Annotated in this window: 16 protein-coding genes and 1 pseudogene; 9 read left to right on the forward strand and 8 right to left on the reverse strand. The window is 65.7% G+C overall.

Annotated elements, in window-relative coordinates; all coding sequences use genetic code 11:
• Nucleotides 1–122: 122 nt before the first annotated feature.
• The 5 genes from DSY14_RS05645 to DSY14_RS05665 form a co-directional block, all read right to left on the reverse strand.
• Nucleotides 123–1172, reverse strand: coding sequence for an FKBP-type peptidyl-prolyl cis-trans isomerase (locus DSY14_RS05645; RefSeq protein ID WP_307851134.1), 1050 nt, complete (start codon nt 1170–1172; stop codon nt 123–125).
• Entirely contained in the window at nt 1142–1645 is a 504-nt protein-coding gene (locus DSY14_RS05650) for a hypothetical protein (RefSeq protein WP_211715382.1), read from the reverse strand. The genes DSY14_RS05645 and DSY14_RS05650 overlap by 31 nt, the downstream gene beginning before the upstream one ends.
• Nucleotides 1642–2841, reverse strand: a complete 1200-nt coding sequence (locus tag DSY14_RS05655) for a hypothetical protein (RefSeq protein ID WP_211715383.1) — start codon at nt 2839–2841, stop codon at nt 1642–1644. The genes DSY14_RS05650 and DSY14_RS05655 overlap by 4 nt, the downstream gene beginning before the upstream one ends.
• Nucleotides 2842–3424: 583 nt before the next feature.
• A complete protein-coding gene (locus DSY14_RS05660) occupies nt 3425–4072 on the reverse strand; it encodes an isochorismatase family protein (RefSeq protein WP_211715384.1) in 648 nt (215 codons plus the stop codon).
• A 356-nt stretch (nt 4073–4428) separates the two neighbouring features.
• Complete coding sequence (locus tag DSY14_RS05665; RefSeq protein ID WP_211715385.1) at nt 4429–5478, reverse strand: methyltransferase; 1050 nt, start codon at nt 5476–5478, stop codon at nt 4429–4431.
• 1290 nt (nt 5479–6768) lie between these two features.
• Here DSY14_RS05665 and DSY14_RS05670 point away from each other — a divergent pair.
• Both DSY14_RS05670 and DSY14_RS05675 read left to right on the forward strand, forming a co-directional pair.
• Nucleotides 6769–8208: an alpha/beta fold hydrolase gene (locus tag DSY14_RS05670; protein WP_211715386.1), complete on the forward strand. Its 1440-nt coding sequence runs from the start codon at nt 6769–6771 to the stop codon at nt 8206–8208.
• A gap of 1132 nt (nt 8209–9340) precedes the next feature.
• Nucleotides 9341–9892 carry a hypothetical protein gene (locus tag DSY14_RS05675; RefSeq protein WP_211715387.1) on the forward strand — a complete coding sequence of 184 codons (552 nt, stop codon included), beginning with the start codon at nt 9341–9343 and terminating at the stop codon, nt 9890–9892.
• A gap of 1036 nt (nt 9893–10928) precedes the next feature.
• Here the strand turns inward: DSY14_RS05675 and DSY14_RS05680 are convergent.
• Both DSY14_RS05680 and DSY14_RS29565 read right to left on the reverse strand, forming a co-directional pair.
• Complete coding sequence (locus DSY14_RS05680; protein ID WP_211715388.1) at nt 10929–12674, reverse strand: stealth family protein; 1746 nt, start codon at nt 12672–12674, stop codon at nt 10929–10931.
• Between the two features lie 705 nt (nt 12675–13379).
• Nucleotides 13380–13616, reverse strand: a complete 237-nt coding sequence (locus DSY14_RS29565; RefSeq protein ID WP_211715401.1) for a zeta toxin family protein — start codon at nt 13614–13616, stop codon at nt 13380–13382.
• A 338-nt stretch (nt 13617–13954) separates the two neighbouring features.
• On the opposite strand from DSY14_RS29565, the gene DSY14_RS05690 reads away from it, so the two are divergent.
• From DSY14_RS05690 to DSY14_RS05710, 5 genes and pseudogenes are all read left to right on the forward strand, one after another.
• Nucleotides 13955–14563 carry a DUF3887 domain-containing protein gene (locus tag DSY14_RS05690; protein ID WP_211715389.1) on the forward strand — a complete coding sequence of 203 codons (609 nt, stop codon included), beginning with the start codon at nt 13955–13957 and terminating at the stop codon, nt 14561–14563.
• 53 nt (nt 14564–14616) lie between these two features.
• The gene (locus DSY14_RS05695) at nt 14617–15552 is read left to right on the forward strand and encodes a CPBP family intramembrane glutamic endopeptidase (protein WP_211715390.1); all 936 of its coding nucleotides are present in this window, start codon (nt 14617–14619) and stop codon (nt 15550–15552) included.
• A gap of 553 nt (nt 15553–16105) precedes the next feature.
• Nucleotides 16106–16702, forward strand: coding sequence for a TetR/AcrR family transcriptional regulator (locus DSY14_RS05700; RefSeq protein WP_249187371.1), 597 nt, complete (start codon nt 16106–16108; stop codon nt 16700–16702).
• Nucleotides 16703–16925: 223 nt separating this feature from the next.
• On the forward strand, nt 16926–17660 hold the full coding sequence (locus tag DSY14_RS05705; RefSeq protein ID WP_211715391.1) for an SDR family NAD(P)-dependent oxidoreductase: 735 nt from the start codon (nt 16926–16928) through the stop codon (nt 17658–17660).
• A 37-nt stretch (nt 17661–17697) separates the two neighbouring features.
• Nucleotides 17698–17823: pseudogene (locus DSY14_RS05710) on the forward strand (IS5/IS1182 family transposase); the annotation flags it as partial.
• A gap of 342 nt (nt 17824–18165) precedes the next feature.
• Here DSY14_RS05710 and DSY14_RS05715 read toward each other — a convergent pair.
• Nucleotides 18166–18459, reverse strand: a complete 294-nt coding sequence (locus DSY14_RS05715) for a hypothetical protein (protein ID WP_211715392.1) — start codon at nt 18457–18459, stop codon at nt 18166–18168.
• 132 nt (nt 18460–18591) lie between these two features.
• Between DSY14_RS05715 and DSY14_RS05720 the strand changes: the two genes are divergently transcribed.
• Both DSY14_RS05720 and DSY14_RS05725 read left to right on the forward strand, forming a co-directional pair.
• Nucleotides 18592–19026, forward strand: coding sequence for a DUF3052 domain-containing protein (locus DSY14_RS05720; protein ID WP_249187372.1), 435 nt, complete (start codon nt 18592–18594; stop codon nt 19024–19026).
• The gene (locus DSY14_RS05725; RefSeq protein ID WP_211715393.1) at nt 19023–19430 is read left to right on the forward strand and encodes a hypothetical protein; all 408 of its coding nucleotides are present in this window, start codon (nt 19023–19025) and stop codon (nt 19428–19430) included. Before DSY14_RS05720 ends, DSY14_RS05725 begins: the two co-directional genes overlap by 4 nt.
• The last annotated feature ends 93 nt before the right edge of the window (nt 19431–19523 follow it).

Below are 19523 nucleotides of genomic sequence, written 5' to 3' on the forward strand. Positions count from 1 at the left end.
CGGCCACGGCGTGGACCTCGGTCCGTTCCCAGGGAGAGGACGGTCGTGGTGTGCCAGGTGCGTCGCCGCGGGAAGTGGGGCGCGCGCTCACCGCGGACCCGGAACGGGCCGCAATCCGGGTATCAGGTGGTGGCGATGACGTCGAGGATGTCGATGACGTACACCAGGGTCTCATCAGGGCCCACGTCCACTGCCGCGTTCCCTCGGGATCCGTACCCGGACTCCGGCGGGACGGTCAGCATGACGCGGCTGCCCGCGCGTGCTCCCTCTAGACCGTTGAGCCAACCTTCGATCACCGAGGAGGGTTCCAGCACGAAGTCCTTGGGTACCGCCCCGTACTCCCACGTGGAGTCGAACTCTGTCGCGTCGGCCCATGTCAGTGCCTGGAACTGGGTGACGATGGTCGAACCGGCCGTGGCGGTTTCCCCGTCCCCCTCGATCATGAAGGTCGTGGTCGGTTCGTCGGGGGGAGCGGTGTCCGGGATGGACACCTGAGGTGGTCGCCCACGCGAGGCACGAACGTCCGGCAGTTCACCGGCCCCATCGAAGACGGTCTCGTTCTCCTTCTGATCGACGGTCGACCTGGCTTCGTACCGGTCCAGAATGTCGAGAATGAACAGCGTGGATGTGTCTTCGTTGTCGTTTTTCCCTTCGGTTTCCGTGCCGGGGGAAAGAGGAGAAGAGGAATCCGGGAAGACCATGGCCAGGCGCGTCCCCACCTCTACGCCCGCGAAGGCCTCGGCTATCTCGGGGGCTATTTCCGTCAGGGCGGAAACGGAGATGAGCAGGGGAGCGGCATCGTGGCTGGTGTAGGCTTCGCGGGCGGACCCATCGGGTCCCCATTCATAGATCACCTGGTGCGAGGCCACCAAGTCGTGTCGGGTGACCGTGTCTCCGGATCCGTTGGTGATGACCAGACTTTCCACCTGTTCGGCGTCGGCCCCCTCGGTGAACTCCACCACCGGTGTTTCTCCGACCTTCCCGGAGATCGCGGGGAAGTCGGCGGTGGTGTCCGGTGAGGGCGCGTCGCTGGAAGTGCACCCGGTCAGCGCGACCAGCAGGAGCGCGATGGCGCCTATGGGCGGGCGCGAAGCCGCGACGGCTCGCGACGCGAACGCCGGGCCAGGATCGTCGACCGCACCTACCATCCGATCTCCTCCGTCACTGCCCACACAGAAACCCGTTCTCCTTCGGGAAAGCTGAAAACAGCGCTGCGGTCGACATTCTCGCCTTGCTTCACCGACGTGCATCTGATGGGGTCGATCAGTTCCGCATCACCGATGAAGTGCCGCTCGTGTTCTTCCTCCGTCAAGGCACCGGCCGATACGGCACGGTAGTTGCCGATGTCTCCGCTGGCGCAGAAAGCCGCCGCCTCCTCCTCGTCGGGCAGGGTGAAAGTGGCGACATAGGTAGGAAACGTGTCGGCGTCGCCGACGGAGAAGATGTCGACGGACTCGGCGGAGTCGGGAATCTCGGCCCCGGAGAGTGCCTCGAAGTCACCCGGATCGGCCGCCGCGGTCGCATCCGCGGTGGGCTCCGTGGTGGGTTCAGAGACGCCTTCGTCCCTGGAGCAGCCGACCGGGAGCACCATGAACAGAGCGGCCAGCACAGAGGTGACGCCTCGTGCTGTCATCGTGGCATTCACCTGGTCCCCGGCCCGCTCGCGGACTCCTCGTCCAGTCCCTCACCGGAATCGTGGGACCCGGTGCGAACGACCGGGGCGGAGGCCCCGTACATGGTGTACTCCTGGGCCAGACCCGCTCGTGCGAGCTCCGCGAGTTCCTCGTCGTCCACGTCGCCGATGAAAGGGATCGTGACTCCCAGGTTCTCGTCGTCGGCTCCATGCCAGTCGTACTGATCTCTCATGTGGACCTGGGTCTCCATTTCGTATGACCAGCCCCCGTCATCCGCGCGGCCAACGGTGATCTCTCCGGTCTGACTGTAGCTCCAGCTGCCCGAGGCGAAGTACCAGTCATCCCCGTCTTCCTCTTGGTTTCCTCGATGCAATGTCCAATCAGTCCTGATGGGGAAAGTGTAGGGGCCGCTCCCGCCTTCTGCATCGGCCCTTTCGATAGCCAGGTGTATCATTTCCTGTTGTTCCGTCTCGGCGGCAGAGCTGAATCTATGGACGGAATTCAGCATATCGTCCACGTTCTGTTCGAGTGGTTCTCCGCTGTTCTGAAGGAAGTGCCTCATGTTCTGGGAGGCATTCCCCCGGCCGGACAGGCCGGCCATTGTTGCGATCCACGTCCAGGTGTTGTGGGTGCTTTCGTGTTCCTTCGTGGTGTCCACGGAGCCGTGTTCGTTGTGAGCATGGGGTGCGGTCCACTCGGGCGGGTGTATTTGCTCCCCTGTCGAGGATCCCTCGAAAAGTGGACCCAGGCCCGCATCATCAAAAGCCTCGTCCGGGCCGCTACCGGCGGTCCCGTTCTCAGATAATTCCGTCTCGTATCCACCCTCATTCCGAGGATTGATGCCGTCATCACCGACCGCCTGGACCACGGCATGGTAGGAATCGTGTGTCGGTGTCACCCCATTGCCCGATTCCGGCTGATAGAAGAGCGGCTGCGCTTCGTGGGCATCGACATCGCTCGCGAAAGGCAGGGGCGCAGACTCCCCTCCTGGGACTGATTCGCCGGGGGTGTCTTCAGTGAGGTGCGGGTGCTCGGTGCCTACCGGGCCGGGACGCGACCCGGGAGCATCAGCCGTAACCGAGTCGGCGGCTCCGAACACATGGCCGACCGCGCCCCCCAGTCCATCACTGATGGCTCGTGGCAGGCCTGTCAGGAAGGAGGCGGATGAGATCGCGGTCACCAGCACGATGACCGCGGCGTATTCCACGAGGGAAGCGCCGTGATCGGAGTCATGAATGCCGCGCAACACAAGAGAGATCCGCTCACAGGGGGGACTGAGGGGCGGCCGTCAGGCTATGGTCCGGATGTCGTGCTCGCAATATTTATCAATGGCCGATAGCGGCCATCGATGAAAATCAAGGCAGCCTATAGAGGTATATAATAAGAGATCACCTTATTGCAGGTGAGATGGTGCTTGTAGGGATTTCCGCGGATGATCGTGTGAAGGTCATCGCAAATAGCTTGATATCGCGATCGAACAGCACAGATGGGTGGTTCGAGGTTGCAGTGGTGGATGGTGGTTGTGGTCCAGAAGTGCATCCATGGCTCTGTCCTGCTTCTCGCCGTACCCCGGATCAACCGATATGCGCGGCATAGTTGTACGTCGAAGAAAAGACGGTCATCGTAGGATGTGGCCCGTATCGGTGACCAGTGCGAACACACCTTTTCCATCGGTTTTCGTACCCGCGGAGCCGGTGAACCCAGGATGCGGGCCCCGGTACGGGGACGGCGAGCGTGCCCACGGGCCCGGACGGCCCTGAGATGGGTCGGCTCGCCCTCCCCGCGATCCGTCAGGCCGCCGTCGGCCTCTGCTGCGGAGCCGCCTGCGCCGCCATGGACTTGAAGCCCATCCCGAGCTGCGGCGAATGGTCGAGGATGAGGTTCGTGTAGGCCTCGACGGTCTCGGTGCGCTCCCAGCTCACCTGGTACTCGGTGGCCAGCGACAACCACGTCGTCGGAGCCACACCGACCTGGAACAGTCGTTGCAGCGCCATCGCGTGTCCCTCGGCGGTCTCGCCCGCTGTCGCGTCGGTGACGACGTAGGGCTCGTAACCGTGGCGCAGCGCGCCCATCGCGGTGTGCAGCACGCAGCCCTCGGTCATCAGGCCGGCGAGGACCAGCTTCGTGACACCCGTCGCGGCGACCGCGTCACGGAACTCCTCATCCTCGAACGCGTCGAACTGCCCCCGACGCTCGATGACGGGGTGGTCGCCGAGCACGGCCCGCAGCTCGGGGTACATCGGTCCGGAGTGGTCGGTGTCCTTCCCGCCGGTGACCACCAAGGGCACGTTGAACGCCTGGGCGGTCTTCGCCAGCCCCAGGGAGGCGTTGAGGTGGTCCTGCATGGTGTGCGATCGGAAGAGGTTGACGAACCCCATCACGTAGTCGACCAGCACGATCGCGCTGTTGTCGGGGGTGAGTCGTTCGAAGCTCGCCATGACGACGGCCTTTCTCCATGAGGTGACAGAGGGGGATGCGAGGTGGGGTGGACCATCTCCGGGGAGATGATCCGGTGGAACACAGTCCGGCCGGCCCCGCTCCGGCCGGACCATCGTGAGGTCGCACGTGGTGCCGACGTCGCGCCCGCACGGACGCCTCCCGCGCACGCGACCGACCCGCGCCGACGCGCGTGGGGTCGACGGTCCCGGGAGCCGTATCGTCTTCGGGCGCGAAGCCGGCGTGTGCGGTCGCGCCGCCCTCCGCCGCAGCGTGCGACCCCGGGCCGCGAACGGCTGGGATGGGCGATGCAGTGATCCCTCGGATTCGGGCGCACCGAACCCGAGGAGGGGCCGGATCAGGCCGGCTCGAGCGTCGCCTCGATCACGCAGTAGCCACCCGCGGGGGCCGGGAGGCAGGCGTCGACCGTGAAGTCGGCGGCGCCGAGAAGCGCCGTGAACTCCGCCACCGTGCGTTCCCTTCCACCCGCCACCGCCATCATGATCAGGTCGCTCAGCTTGCCCGGATGCGGTGCGTCGCCTTCGGGCAGGAACGTCTCGATCACCACGAGCCGGGCGTTCGGCGCCGCGGCCTGCGCGATCCGGTCGAGCAGTCGCCCACAGTCGGCGTCGTCCCAGTCATGGAGCACCGTCGAGAGCAGGTAGACGTCCGCCGTCGGGATCTCCTCGAAGAAGTCACCGCCGATCACACTCACCCGGTCGGCCAGTCCGACCTCCCGCATCCGTCGCTCGGCCGCGGGGGCGACACCGGGCAGGTCGAGCACGATCCCACGCCGGTCGGGCTCGTCGGCCAGGAGCGTGGCGAGGACCGAGCCATCGGCTCCACCGATGTCGGCGACCACGTCCCCCGCCGGGAGTCGGTAGTCGGACAGCAGGGCCTGGCGCGGGCCCGCGGTGAGTTCCGACATCGCCGCGGTCAGGCTCGGGATGTGCTCGGGGTGCTCCCGGATGTACTCGACGAACCCCTTCCCCTGCCGCAACTCGTACCCTGAACGGCCGGTGCGCAGGACATCGGTCAGCGCGCCGAGCGGTTCGTAGTGGGTCTCCATCCAGAACAGGGCGGTACCCCGCACGGACTCCGGCGTCCCGGAGGCGAGCGTCCGCCCCAGCGGGGTGAGCGCGAACCGGTCGCCGTCCTCATGCCTCACAGCCCCCACGCCGGTGACCGTGTGCAGCAACCGGCGCAACGGGTCCTCGCGCACCTCCGCCCCGGCGGCGAGCTCGGCCACCGTGCGGGGCCCGTCGAGCAGAGCCGTGGCGATATCGAACTTGGCCACCGCATAGAGCGCCTGGGAGGTGGTGAACCCCGCCAACATCCCGGTCATCTCGGCGGCGAGCGCGCCCGCGGCCCGCTGTTCCTCCGACTCGAAGGTCTGATCCGTCGTCATGCTCGTTCGCGTTCCTTCGCTGTGCAGGGGCCGTCGCGCGGTCCTCGCATCATCGGGGCCGCGCCATCATGAGTTGAGGTTATAGAGACTGCATCCAATACGTCAAACATGAATTCGATGGATGGGAGATGCCATGATCAGGGGCCCGCAGGTGCGTGCGGGGCTGCTTCCCGCCCCACGGCCGTCGTCGCTTCGCGTGCCGAGCCGCACAGCCCTGCGTGGGAAGGGGTGCCCTGCGCGACGGGCCCGGTCGCCCCGCACGACCTCGCGTCCAGCACCGCGTTGGCGCTCATCCGCCCGATCGGGGATGTACCTGCGCAGGCTCGTGAGCAGGCATGGCGAGAACCGATCGCACCCACGCCAGAGGCGCCCCACCGCTCGGCGTTCACGGCAGCCGGAGAGTGGGTTCGGTTCTGCGCGGGTGTGATCTGAGGATGTGTCGGCTGCTTCTTCGACTCCATCGAGTTTCCGCCGGCGGTGAGCGCGAAGATCCGAGAGAACGCTCGCCGTGTATCCGGGTCCGGGTCCAGCCGCGCCCATGAGGTGAACCTCGCAGGGTCCACATCGATCGATGCGACCCCTCCGGCAGACTCTTCATTCCTGGTCGAGAACTAAAGAAGACACCGGTAGGCGCACACCGCTCCTCCTCACGCTCTCTCTGAACTGCTCTTTTGGCGTACCCAGTGGGATGAGCACCCGCGACTGTCAGATGAGACGTCATGTCGGCTCGAGCATCGGTCGTGAGACCCTGCGTTGCCTCCTGCACCGGCAACACACCACCTACTGCCACGACTGCTCTTCGGCGGGCTCCGCCTCATGTGGGGCGGAGCACGGCATCGATGATCGGACTCTCCATCAAGGATCGCCAGAGGACGAAGGGCCTGCGAAGAGCGACCATGCCGGGCGTGTGAACACCGCGCAGCGATTTCGAGACTCGGCCGAAAGAGGGAGGCCCCACACCGACTTCGTCGAATCCGCCACGTCCCAGCCCGCTCATGGCACCGACCATCGCGACGCCCGGATTCAGCCATTCGGTGGAACCGTCAGTGGGGTCCCGCTCACTACATTGCCTTCCACGCCCCGACCCGGCCCCAGAAGACCGACACAGGATCGGCGGGCCCGAACAGGCAAGGAGTCGCAGTGGGTACAGCGAGCAAATGGACAAGCGCGGGTGCGACCGCGGTCACGGCCGGCCTCGCACTCTCTCTGACCGGCGCTCTGCCGGCCGCTTCCACGGACGGACAGAAATCCGCTGACGACCGGGCGCCGGCCGCCTTCCACGACCAGGACGTGGACTGGCGAGAGTGCGAGGACTTCTATCTCGAAGGTCTCGACTGCGCGACGGTGGAGGTCCCGCTCGACTACGGCGACCCTGAGGGCGAACGGATCCACGTGGGGGTGAGCCGCAAGCCCGCCGAGGTCGATGAGGGAGAACACCAGGGCGTCCTGTTCACCAACCCGGGCGGCCCCGGTGTCCCCGCACGCAAGTTCGCGAGCGACATCGGCTCCACTCCGGTGGGACAGGCCTACGACGTCATCGGGATGGACCCACGTGGTCTGGGCGCCTCCACCTGGCTCGACTGCGGGCAGGACCCGCCCAATCTGGCTCGGCACCCCGGCGACGAGGAGATCGAGCGGATCTTCGACCAGCAGCGGGAGTACGCCGAGGCGTGCGATGAGGCCGACGGTGACCTGCGGCCCCATTTCACCACCGCCAACACCGCCCGGGACATGGACGTCGTCCGCGCGGTGCTGGGCGAGGAGCGGATCGACTACCTCGGTGCCTCCTACGGGACGTATCTGGGCGCGGTCTACGGGAGTCTCTTTCCCGAACGGCTCGATCGTGCCGTGCTCGACTCGGCCGTCGACCCCGACGGGGTGTGGCGCGAGAACCTCCTGAGCCAGTCCGTGGGAGACGCGGCCAACGTGGGCCGCTACGCCGACTGGCTGGCCGCGCGCGACGAGGTGTTCGGACTCGGGGGCACACACGAGCAGGTACTGAGCGCGTTCGAGCAGACCGCGGAACGACTGCGTGACGAGCCGCGCGAAGGCGAAGACGGTATGACCTACGACGAGCAGTACTTTCGGAACCTGGTGAGCGCGTCGGCCCAGGACCAGGGAACCTGGGACGAGTCGGCCCGGCTGTTGAAGGGCCTGGTCGAGGAGACACCACTTCCGGAGGCCCCCGAATCTCCCGAGTCCCCGCAGACCCCGGAGCCGCCCGAGGATCCGGAGGAAGCCGAGGAACAGCTGGAGCGGCTGACGGGGCCGCCCCACCTGGCCGAAGCGCTGCTGTGCGAAGCGGAGTGGCCCACAGATCCGGACCGGTACCGGTCGGACATGCGCGAACTCAGGGACGCCAACCCCTTCGGCACCGGCGCGGGCACGGCCGGACCCGGGGTGTGCCTCTACTCCGAACAACAGCCGACCGAGCCCCTGGTCGATCTGACCCGCGAGTGGGAGACCCCGGCACTCGTCATCGCCGGTGAATTCGACTCCAGCACCCACTACGAAGGCGGCAAGGCCATGGCCGAGAGGCTCGACAGCCCTCTGGTGACCGTGGTCGATGACGGTGCACACATCTACTACAACCCCCAGTTCCTCGGCGACGAAGAAGACGTCCGACACCCGTGTGTCGCCGACGCGGTGGAGTCGTACCTTCTCGACGGCCAGGTCCCGGGGGACACGGACTGCCACGACCGTCCCCGCCCGGACGACGCGACTCTCTAAGGAAAGCCTCCGCTCGGCAGCTGTCCCGGCCACGTCAGCGCCCGAACCGCAATTCGTGTCGGGCCAAGGTCGCCTGCTGAGCACACACGTACCGGCGGCCCCATGGCGCTCGGAGAGGAGGAGCACCATGGGGCCCGGCCGAGCGCCTGGTCGCGACCCGCAGCCAGGCTCTGCGGGCTTCACACTGCTGGGCCCTACCTTCGGCCGAGCGGGGTCGCTAACGACACTGATCGAGAAGGCGTGACAGGGGTGCCGACCACCAGCGCAGCTCGCTGATCGCTCAGGTCGCGGAGAACGCGGGGGTGGACTGTGAGGGAGCGCGGTTTGCGGCCATGCTAGGAGGCACCCCGAGGGCGTGTGCGATGCGCTCGGTGAGCGTCGCACCCGCCTATGAAGCTTGATCAGGCCGAGGTTCGTTTCCGTCGACCCCTTGATGGACCTGGTCGACGCCCAGACGATGAACGGCAACGCCTGCGTCGGCAAAAGCCCCGCCACTGACTGGAATGGTTTCGGGTCGTCGTGCCGCATCCACGCGGATGGGATCTGCATGGAAGTCGGTCGAAAACGCTAGCGTCACCCATAGGAAAGGTAAGAAGAGCCAGGTTGTAACCTGGAGCCACCGTCCGAACCCCCAATAGTGAAAGGTCGTGCGCTCAACGTCACCACACCTGCGCCGGAACCGGAACCAACTACTAAAGCCACTACAATGCGGAGTCGGGCTGGAGTAGTGGTCGGCGTATCTTTCAGAATCCCGCTGTCCTTCCCTATCCCCCGTTGGTCGATACCGCTGTCACCGGAAGAACAGCGGTTTGGGGAGACTTCTTGGAATCATGTTGCCGATTCTTCTTCGCGTTCATGGGATTGGCCCAAGGAAAACTGGAGGACTGCTTCACGGGTTGCTGGTTAGGTTGGTTTTGGTGCTTGTGTGCTAGTTTCCACTGGATTTTTTGGCATTCCGAGGGGCTGTCCTGGTTGCAAAGATAAGCATGGATTGCGCGGTCAAATGGTCGACTGGCTGAAAGATTCAGGCCTGCTGGACTGGGGATTCATCAGCAGATGATGACATTCATGTCGCCGGCGGATTCACGTTCGAACTCGTTCCGTTCGGCAATTCATTCCTAAGGAATTATTTGTGTCTGATGGTGTAGAAGTTTTTCGGAGCAAGGGAATTCTCTTTCTCGGGGCATTTCTTGTTTTCTCCCTGTGGATTCTATTTGCGCTGGCGGTGATTGGCGAGGGCTTCGGGTTGCCGGGAGTCCTTGTGATGTCGAATATATTCGCTCTGGCTCTTTGGTTTGAGTTGAAAGTCGTCTTCTGGAGAAATGTTTCGATCGAAGGGGAGTATCTTGTTTCTCGAGGCTATCTGACGAAGACTGTGGTTCCGATGTCCCGGGTCGTACGGGCTTGGGTGGGTGGTGGAGCTCTCCTGGTCGAGCTCGAAAATGGGGAGATGTTCAACATTTCCGCGTTCGAGGGTTCTGTGATTTCTTCCATTCTTGGGAGCCCGAGTGCTTCTCGTGCTGCTAAAAGAATCAATGAGCATCGCGAGCATTGGAATTCCGGGCGAGGCGGTAGTGGGAGTGAAAGAAAATTCTCTCTCCATTTGAACTTATTGTCCATCCCGATCATCTGGGCGGCTTCATTTTTTTCTTACTGGCCCTTGAGTGGCTTTGCTACTTCCTGAGTCAGATGCGATGATTCTGTTCATGTTAGGTGGATCATCTATGGCCGGCGGATTCCTGAAGGCTGTCATGGACATCGTCGACAAACAGCATCGCCGCATGGTCGTCGTTGCACGTTTGCAGTTCCCGTTCGCGTTCCATGGTCGCGTGGAACCGTTTCGTCCGAGTTGACCTATCTGAATTCAACAGAAGTTCCGCAAGATTATTCGCCATCCCTGCCGTGGCAGGAATCCGCCCCTTCCGAGAAAGAGAAAAAGGGGGTGCTTCGGTCAGGTTTCCCTGTTCACGGCTTTATGGGGTGGCTCGATGGCTCCTGATCGTCTGTGCTGCCTGTTCCGCGAACTCGATACCGAGAGTGGGTTGCCGCCGATGCGTTCACATGATCTGCCGTACGGGGCGGGGACATTGAGGTTGGCGGTGGAGCTGGTCGCGTGGCTGGTGCTGCGTGGTGTGGGCAGCACTCACCAATGGGGCGCACTGAGGTGTGCAGGGGCTGGTCCCACCCTGGCCCTATCAGTAGAGGGGGCGGTTTCAGGTCAGGTGAAACAACCCCTATGAACTGGGGTTCTGTGGCGCACCTGGCAGGATGCGAACCTGCGGCCATGGGATGAGAGCTTCGCTGGTTTCGCGCTGCTGCGTGCCCCTGCTGACGTCTCGATCCGCAACCGGGGAGCACGAACGGAGCCGATAGGGACGATGGGGGCGGTCGATCGCGCTTCGCCCCGGTTCTGAGAACATGAAACCGAACAGGGCCACAGGGTCGCTCCGGTCCTCGTTCTGATCTCCGAGTGGACCATGGCGAAGTGGGGATCACCCGGCCCTCCACGCATCGAGATTTCCCGGACCGGTGCACCCCGCTTTCGCGGGGATCACCGAACCGAGGTATCGAAGATCCCCTGCCTCAGCTCTCGTCAGTGCCGCGAGGTGAAGAGGCGTCCTGCCCCTCCGGTCTGCATCGGAGGCGCGTTCCCTCCTCACCGATCGTGAACGAAGCACACGACCACCGAAGTGTTTCGATGGTCGTGCGGGGCATTCACCTCACGTGGTCTTCTCGTAGCGGGAGGGGAAGGGGAAGCGGGACTCCAGGAACCCGCTCACCATGCGGGAGACCGCCTCCTGAGCTTCGGGCGGGGTGTCGACGTCGTTCAGGCACAGGAAGTCCACCTCCTCGGTGGACTCCAGCGCCTCGAGCCGTTCGGCCGCCTCAGGGATCCCGATATTGACGTACCGCATCCTGTACTCACCCGGAACCGCGCGCCCGGTGAACAGCGCGTAGTGGTGGTGCAGCGTCGCGGCCACGCCCACGTCGCTCAGGGACCGGAACCGGCTGTGCGCGGTGCGGTCCAGGTCCTGTTGGTAGCGCTCCTCCAGCTCCAGAGCGACCTTGCGGATCTGCGGGTGCGGAGCGTGCTTGAACTTGTTCGTGATGGCCCGCCCGAAGTCCCGCTCCAGCAGGGCGCGCACGTTCTTGCCCGCCGAGTTCGGCGCGGGCTCACCGGCCACCGGCTCCCCGCTACCGAACTGGAAGGGGGAGAAAGGCACCTGGGCGATCCCGCTCGGGTGGAAGAACTGCCCGGCCCGCACCGGACGGATGAAGAACACATCGTCGTTCAGATACAGGTAGTGATCGGCCAGGCCGGCGATGTGGTGCAGCCGTGACCCGATCGCGTGGGAGTTGAAGGTGGGCAGAGCACTGGCGGGCAGGATGTCGCGGTGATCGACGACGGTGATCCCTTCGGCCCGGGTGTCCAACCAGGCGGGCACCTGGTCGTCGGTGACCAGCCAGACGTGGCGCACGAACGGTGCGTAGGCCTCCAGGGACCGAAGTGAGTACCGTAGTTCGTCACGGCTGGTGAAGCGCGACGCGTTGGTGGCATGGCGATGCAGCGAGCCCGACCCCGGCTGGTGGAGCGCCCGCTTGGCCGCGTGCTCGGGGTCCTCACCGTCCACCCAGGTGTAGACCACATCGATGGGGAAGTCGACGTCGTCGGCCAGCTTCCAGGTGAAGGGTTCGAACGTGGGGTGCTCTCGCCCGTTCACCGTCAGTGTGGCGGGTGTGCGCTGGGCGGCGGGCAGCACGTCCGTCACCCTGTTCTTCGTGGGTGCGACCAGTGAGTCGGCCAACACCTGGGGCGGGGCCTGCACACGCAAGCGTCCGAGGAGTTCCTCGACGTTGTCCCGCTCCAGCAGGGTCGCCCCGTCGCGCCAGAACTGGACATCGCATCCGTACTCGAACCCGGCCAGCACTGTGCCGCCGGGGGACAGCAGGGGCTCGGCGAAGCGGATGATCAGCCCCGACTTGATCTCCTCGGCCAGGGCGCCGTCCACGTAGGCCGAGAAGGCACTGACGATGCCACCCTTGCCCGGCTTGATCGCGAACAACGGGCTGGTGCCGTACAGCTCGCGCATGGCGTCCAGTACCCGTTTGCGCTCGGAGCGGTGCACCCCCACCACATGGCGCAACGGCGAGCGGCCCCGCACCAGGAAGTAGTCGACGCCCGCGTGCTCCAGTGCCGCGGTGACCAGGTGCAGGTTGTGGGCCGAGGCGCCGGCCGAGGTGAACCGTTCCACCTTGCGGCCCAGGTAATCGTCCCCTGCCAGGGCGAAGGTGTTCACTTCGGGGTCGCTCTCGCACAGGTCACGGCGGCGTCGGGCGATCTTGGCCAGACGGCGCTCCTCGGCGGCCTGCGCGGCGGCCTCCTGGCGTTCGGCCTCGAGGCGCTCCCGGGTCGCCGCGGGCAGGAGACGTTCGCCGGTGCTCTTGATGCGAGATGCCAGGGGCATGGACTTCGACCCTTCTACGTGTGCGGAGTGCCGTCCCACAGCAGTGGCTCGTCGGTACCGAGTTCCGTGTGGGACCCGAACGGAGACGGGCTGTTCGGATCAACCGTTGTCCCATGTCAACGATCGAGACCGTTTTGTCTCCTACCTTCCGTTTGGAGCGTCTGACTGGGTGTGTTCCGGTTGAGGTCAGGGGCCACGGTCGTCTCCTTCGGGTTCCGGTGCGCGTCCGGGGCCGCCGAAGGCGAGGTCTGATAGGGCCAGATGCGGACAGCGTCAAGAACCGCAGGTCAAAGGTGGTTTCCGGGTCCACGGGGGAGAGATCGGATTTAGCAGGTGATCGTGCTGCGGTACAGGTGAGGACTCAAGCCCCGCACTGTTCCCGCGAGTGGATTTCGTTCTCGGGTTCTCACATCCCCCACAACTGAACGGCATCATCCACGCATCGCCCCGGGCCCGTGCGACAGCGGTATCGGCCGTTGCCGCTCTGACTCTTCCCTTGCCTCTCGCATCTTTGGTGGTCGCGGAGCCTGATCGGCTGGAGAAAGTCGGCCAAGAAAAGCCGGGAAGCCAACCGCGTCGGATCCGGCCAAGGAACCTGGCGAACCGGTGGAGAACTCCGGGCTCGCCGATGGGAAGACCCGGCACCGCGCCGACCCCGAGGGGCCGTTGACCGCGAAGGTCTCGTGGCCGGGGCCAAGCGGTAGGTCAGATCGTGGTCCGGTGCGGGCGCCCAGCGGGCGGCGGCCTCGGGGCCTCGAGAAAGCGGACCACCGTGGAAAGCAGACTCGTGCGCGCTGGCGACGCCGGCCCGACGGCCTCCACCTGGCGCCCGGCCTCCCCGCATCGCTGCGCCGTCTGCGCCACCATCGGCGGGTTGCGGAACGTGCCCTCCAGTCGAACGCCCCAGCGGTGCTCGATGGAATGCCCCGGTGACCGGCCGATCCACGCCCCGTAAGGCCTGCCCGGCGGCGGGCATGTTCATGGGCTCGGTGCGCACGAGGTGCCGGTAGCGCAGGGTGGCAGGTCACAGATCATCACCGGCGACCGGCACGAGCCGGTCGGAGCGACAGACGGTGATCGTGTCGATCGCTCGGGTCTGGACCGCGCCGATCTGCCCTCCGTACAGGATCAACACCAGAGCGCCGGTGGCGGGGCGAAGTCATCGAAGATGCAGCGGCGCGCCCCTCCGAGTCAGAAGGAGAACTCTGGGTGACGATCACGCCACGCTGCTGCGCTCAATATCTTGACAAGCGATCCACTTGTCAAGCTATGCTTTACACATGCAAGAGGATTTGACGGAAGCGCTGCGGGCGTTGAAAACCCACACGGATGCCCTCCTCGCATCACGCATCCTGACCGTCTCCAACGATGGGGCCACCCCCATCGGGCACGCCGTGAGCATGCAGACGGCGGTCGAGGACGTTGTGCGCGCAGTCGTACAGCAAGCACGCCAGAACGGCGCCACCTGGCAAGTGATCGGCGACGCGCTCGGCGTGAGCAGGCAAGCGGCGTTTCAGCGCTACGGCAAACCGATCGACCCCAGAACAGGAAAAACCATGAACACCACACCGCTCCCCGGCACCGCAGAACTGGCCGCTTCCGTGATCGAAGACCTCGCCTCCGGGCACTGGTCACGTGTCACCGAGCAGTTCGATCCGGCCATGCGCGACGGACTGTCCGAGGACGCGCTCGCCGCAGCCTGGGCGCAGATCGTCGGCCTGTCGGGAGCGTTCGAGGGGCAGGGAGAGCCGGAGGTCGCTCGGGCCGATGACTTGACGGTGACGAACACGCCGATCTCGTTCGAGGCGGGCGACTACACCGCAAGGATCACGTTCCGTGACGATCGCAATATCGCCGGTCTGCACATTCTCGAAAGGCAGAAGCCGTGACCACGAGATCTCCAGCCGGATCGAGGACGGCCCAGACCCGAGGCGAACCTCGCATGAACGGACGCGACCTGCGATCCATCAGCGTGTTCACCATCATGTCGTTCGCGCTCGCCTGGCTCGTGGCGCTCCCGCTCTGGCTCGGCGATGGACTCACCAGCCCTTGGTTCCCCGCCATCGCCGCCGCCACGATGATGACACCGACGATCGCCGCCCTGATCGTCGTGTTCTTCAGGGAACGACCGCGGCACAAAGCGTGGACGCTGGGACTATGGCCGCTCAGACCAGCCCCAAGGCTGCTCGGCTACGCCGCACTGGGGATCTTCGTTGCCATCGCGCTCGTCCTTGTGGCGCTACCCGTCGGCGCGCTGCTGGGGGTCTACCCGGCCGACTTCGCGAACTTCTCCGCCTTCCAACAGTCCCTCGACGAGCAAACGGGTGCCTCGGGAGCGACCGAAGCCCCGATCCCGATCGGCCTGCTCATCGTCCTCCAGCTGGCCACACTCCCCCTGGCGGCGTTCATCAACCTCATCCCGGCGCTGGGCGAGGAACTCGGGTGGCGTGGATGGCTGCTTCCCAAACTGATGCCGCTCGGCACTCTTCCGGCCCTGCTGATCTCCGGCGTGATCTGGGGCCTTTGGCACGCCCCACTCATCCTGCTGGGGTACAACTACCCCGATGCTCCGGGCTGGCTCGGCCTGACCGCGATGGTCATCATGTGCATCCTGGTCGGCGCGGTCTTCGGTTGGCTGCGCCTTCGATCAGGATCAGTGTGGCCCGCCGCCCTCGCGCACGCCGCGTTCAACGGGGCGGGCGCAAGCTTCCTCCTCTTCGCCATGGCGGGTGAGAACATCGACACAACGCAAGCGACGATCCTCGGTTGGAGCGGCTGGATCGTACCGCTCGCGCTCGTGGTGATCCTGATCGCCACCAAACAGTTCGATCCGGCCAAGCACCCGACCACCCCGCCACAGAGACCCGCGTCATCGTGACTGTCGGGGCGTACTCTCACTCCGCGAGCGTGAACGCTGAGTGAGGGTCTGCCCCAACCACCTCCGATTCCGAGCCTCCCCAGCGCTTGGGTCACACGAACGGCGGGGTCGGACGCTCATCTGAGAGGGGAACGAAATCAGCCTGTCCGGGATGCGAGGGCGTCTGCGCGATCCCAGACCCACTGCTCGAACCCGGTGACGTCGACGCCCAGGGCTCGGGCGTACTCGGGGCGTCCAGGCTGCGGAAGCGCGTTCATCCATTCGTGGGTGGGACCCGCCGAGGTGAGGCGGTCGGCTTGCGCTGGGCGAACACACGCCTCACCGGCGGTCAGGCCGATATCCGTACGCAGGTGGTGCAGCCGTTCTGGGCCACCCTCACCTCCCCATCCACGAGGGAGGCGGGGCAGCGCACTGCTTCGTGCCGGGTGTGATGGAGCCTCCATCACACCCGGCACGAAACAGCTACAAGCACCTGGCCAAGCATGCTGATGGCTTTTGAGATGAGCTCTAACCTGTTATGGCCCGTACAGTACAGATCTAATACGATGGGGGCATGGCCCGGCCCCGCAAGTTCGACGAAGACCGTGTGATGCGCTCCGTTCGTGATGAGTTCTGGGACAAGGGCTACGCGGCCACATCCCTGGAGGACCTGCTGCGCGTCAGCGGGCTTGGCAAGGGCAGCCTGTATGGCGCGTTCGGGGACAAGCACCGCCTGTTCCTGCGGGTGCTGCGCGACTACGACAACGCGAACCTGCTGATGCTGCGCGAGCGTCTTGAGTCCGCGACGCGAGCGATCGACCTCGTGCGGGAATTCGTGCTCAGTCCGGCCTCCGACCCCACCGGAGCGGTTGCCCGGCGGGGCTGCCTGCTGGCCAACAGCAACGCCGAACTCGCCACCAGGTCACCGGACGTGGCCGTCGAGGCCCGGCGCAGCTACGACGCCATCACCGAGATCCTGACCGAGGCGCTGGAGCGCGCTCAGCGCGAAGGCGACCTCGCCCCCGACGTAAACCCCGCCGAGATGGCCCGCACGACCCTCGTCACCCAACTCGGCCTCATCGCCTTCGGGCGCACCGGCACGGACGTCGACACCCTCACCGAGGCAGCCCAGTCTGCACTCGCGCGCCTCCTGCCTTCTCCCACCCAGTAGCAGCCACCCGCCGGCGGAGGTGGACCAACCGCGAACCCTGCGGGACCCAGGCGCGCCGTCACGCTGCGCACCCCCTCTTCGCGCACCCCCATAGGGCCCTGATCCCCGCCGCAGAGCACTCGGCTCAGACTGGGAGGTTCACCCCTCCGACCGTTCTTGACTGATAGGTCCATATCGAGGATAGTTATTGCCTGATCGGTCCATAACTCTCGAGGAGGATGGCATGCCCGTCTTGACAGACAAAGTCGCAGTGATCACCGGAGGCTCCACCGGCATCGGGTTCGCCACCGCACGCGCGTTTCGCGATGAAGGCGCCCAAGTGTTCATCACCGGCCGCCGCAAGGATGCACTGGACGCCGCAGTCGCCGAACTCGACAGTGCCGTGACCGGCGTGGTCTGCGACGTTTCGGTGCCTTTGGAACTCGATGCCCTCTACCAGGCCGTGCGTGAACATGCCGGGCGCATTGACGTGCTGGTCGCCAACGCCGGCATCGGCACCGCAACCCCGCTCGGCGAGGTGACGCAAGAGGCGATCAACTCCATCTTCGCCACCAACGTGACGGGAACGATCTTCACTTTCCAGCAGGCGCTGCCGCACCTGAACGCCGGGGCTTCGGTGATCCTGACGGGCTCGACCGCCGCGACGCGGCCCGATGAGGGGCTTGAGGTCTATGCGGCGTCGAAGGCCGCAGTGCGCAGCCTCGCCCGAGGCTGGGCACTCAGCTCGCGTGCTCGTGGGTTTCGCGTCAACGTCGTATCGCCCGGTGGTACCCGGACTTCGGGTCTGCTGGAGCTGATCCCGGCCGATGTGCTCAAGCAGGCCGAAGCCGGCGTCCCCCTGGGCCGCCTCGCCGAACCCGCTGAAATCGCCGCGGTGACGACGTTCCTCGCCTCGGACGCGGCGAGCTACGTCAACGGCGCCGAGTTCTTCGCCGACGGTGGATACGCACAGGTGTAAGAGCTCATCTCATGTGGGTTCCCGGTAACCTGGCCCGGTGTCGATGGTTGAGCGTTTGGTGCCGGACGGGCTGTGGGAGCTGTTCCAGCCGGTGGTGCCCGAGACACCCACCCGCCCCCAGGGCGGTGGGCGGCGCAGGCACGGCGACCGCCAGGTACCGGCCGAACCGGTCGCCGACCTTCAACACCGACTCCTGATGGTTGAATCGCACCGGGATGTGCCCCGCACAGAACCGGAGCATATCCTCACTCTCGGCGCGCACCGCTAGCGCGGAGCGGAATACCGCGGCTGCCTGCGCCCAGTCCATCGTGGAGTGCTTGCTGAGCCTGTGGGCCAGCAGCGTGCCAAGGATGTCACCGGTCCGTCTTGGTTGTGAGGTCCCTGCACGGATTGGGGTTGGGGTGCGGATCTCTCAATCCGAGACTCGCCATACCGACCTCAGGGAACGAGGCAACGAAAGGAACTGAGCTCGTACCCGATGATGGGCCCGGACGTGAGAGCGAGATCAGGGGGTGAACGCGTTGATCCGGCCGGTCACGGGATCCAGCGCGATGATGGCGCCGGGGGCCTGCCGGAGGAACGAGGTGGTTTCGGCTGACCACTCGATCGGGGTGACCAGCTGTTCGTCTCCGCGTGGAGTCCAGTCCACGGGCAGGGAGGCGGCGGGTTCCCCGGTCGTCCAGTCGTCGACCGTGAGCAGTCCGCGGCCGGTGTCGTCTGTGTCGTCGGGGTCGGCTCCCAGCGCGATGCAGGATTCGGTCGTGGGCAGGGCCAAGGTGTGATCGCGTTGGAGGTTCACGCCGGCCGGGTCCAGCCGGTGGCGTAGTTCTCCGTCTCGTTGGCGGGAAGAGTGTCGCTGGTGTTGACCTCACCGCCCTATGTGTCGATGACCCACGGCTAGGTCAAGTCCCGCCGCGACGGCGCTCGCGCGGTGGAAAAGCACGCGCACCGGTACTCGCGGGACCGGGATCGGCGGGCGGACAACCTCGCCTACCAACGCCCGGACAAGCTCGCGGACTCGTTCACCCGGATCATGGCGGCCTGCCGGACCCTGCTCGCCCCGGGTGGGGTGGTCGTGGTGACCACCCGCCCCTACCGCAAGAACGGCCACCTCGTGGACTTCCCCGGACAGATCGCCGAAGCCGGCCGGTGGGCCGGGCTGGTCCAGGTGGATAGGTGTGTGGCGCTGCTGTGCGCGGTGCGCGGCGGTGAGGTCGTCTGCCGTACCTCGTTCTTTCAACTCATCGAGGCGCGACGGTTGCGCAAGGGTGGGTGGCCGGTGCATGTCATCCAGTACGAGGACGTACTGATCTTCACCAACCCCGCTCCTGAGCGGCACACCCGGGAAGAAAGGGCGGCGGCATGAGCAACACCGAACCCGCAGAGAACATCGTGCGTACCGTGCCGGGCCCATTCCTGCCCGAGCGGGAGTGCTTCACCGATGCGGCCGGCCCCGAGTTGCGCGAGCGGATCATCACCGACATGCGCACCCTGGCGACCTTTCTGGAAGAACACCCGCAGTTGCCGCTCAGCCCGCACACCAGTGTGGAGGTGTCCTACTTCCCGCGCACCAGCCGCGATGAGGTCGCGTTCGAGGAGGTGGTTGAGGCCGCCTCGTGGTTGGGACGGATCCCGGCGTGGGAGGGGGAGCACTACGTGGTCGAGCACCAGCGCGGTGCGGGCCGTTACCGGGTGGTGGCTATCCCTGAGGCGGTGCGCTCCCGGTACCGGGCGTGGCTGACCTATACGGGGCACGTGCGCCAGGACTGACACACCCCGGGGCGACAGGGCCCCGGGGCCCGTTTGCCGGGGGTGAAACGCAGGGCCGGGCTGGGGCGGTGTGGGGCCACCAGCGCCCCACAC

The organism is Nocardiopsis sp. MG754419 (genome assembly GCF_018207095.1).
Lineage (GTDB): Bacteria > Actinomycetota > Actinomycetes > Streptosporangiales > Streptosporangiaceae > Nocardiopsis.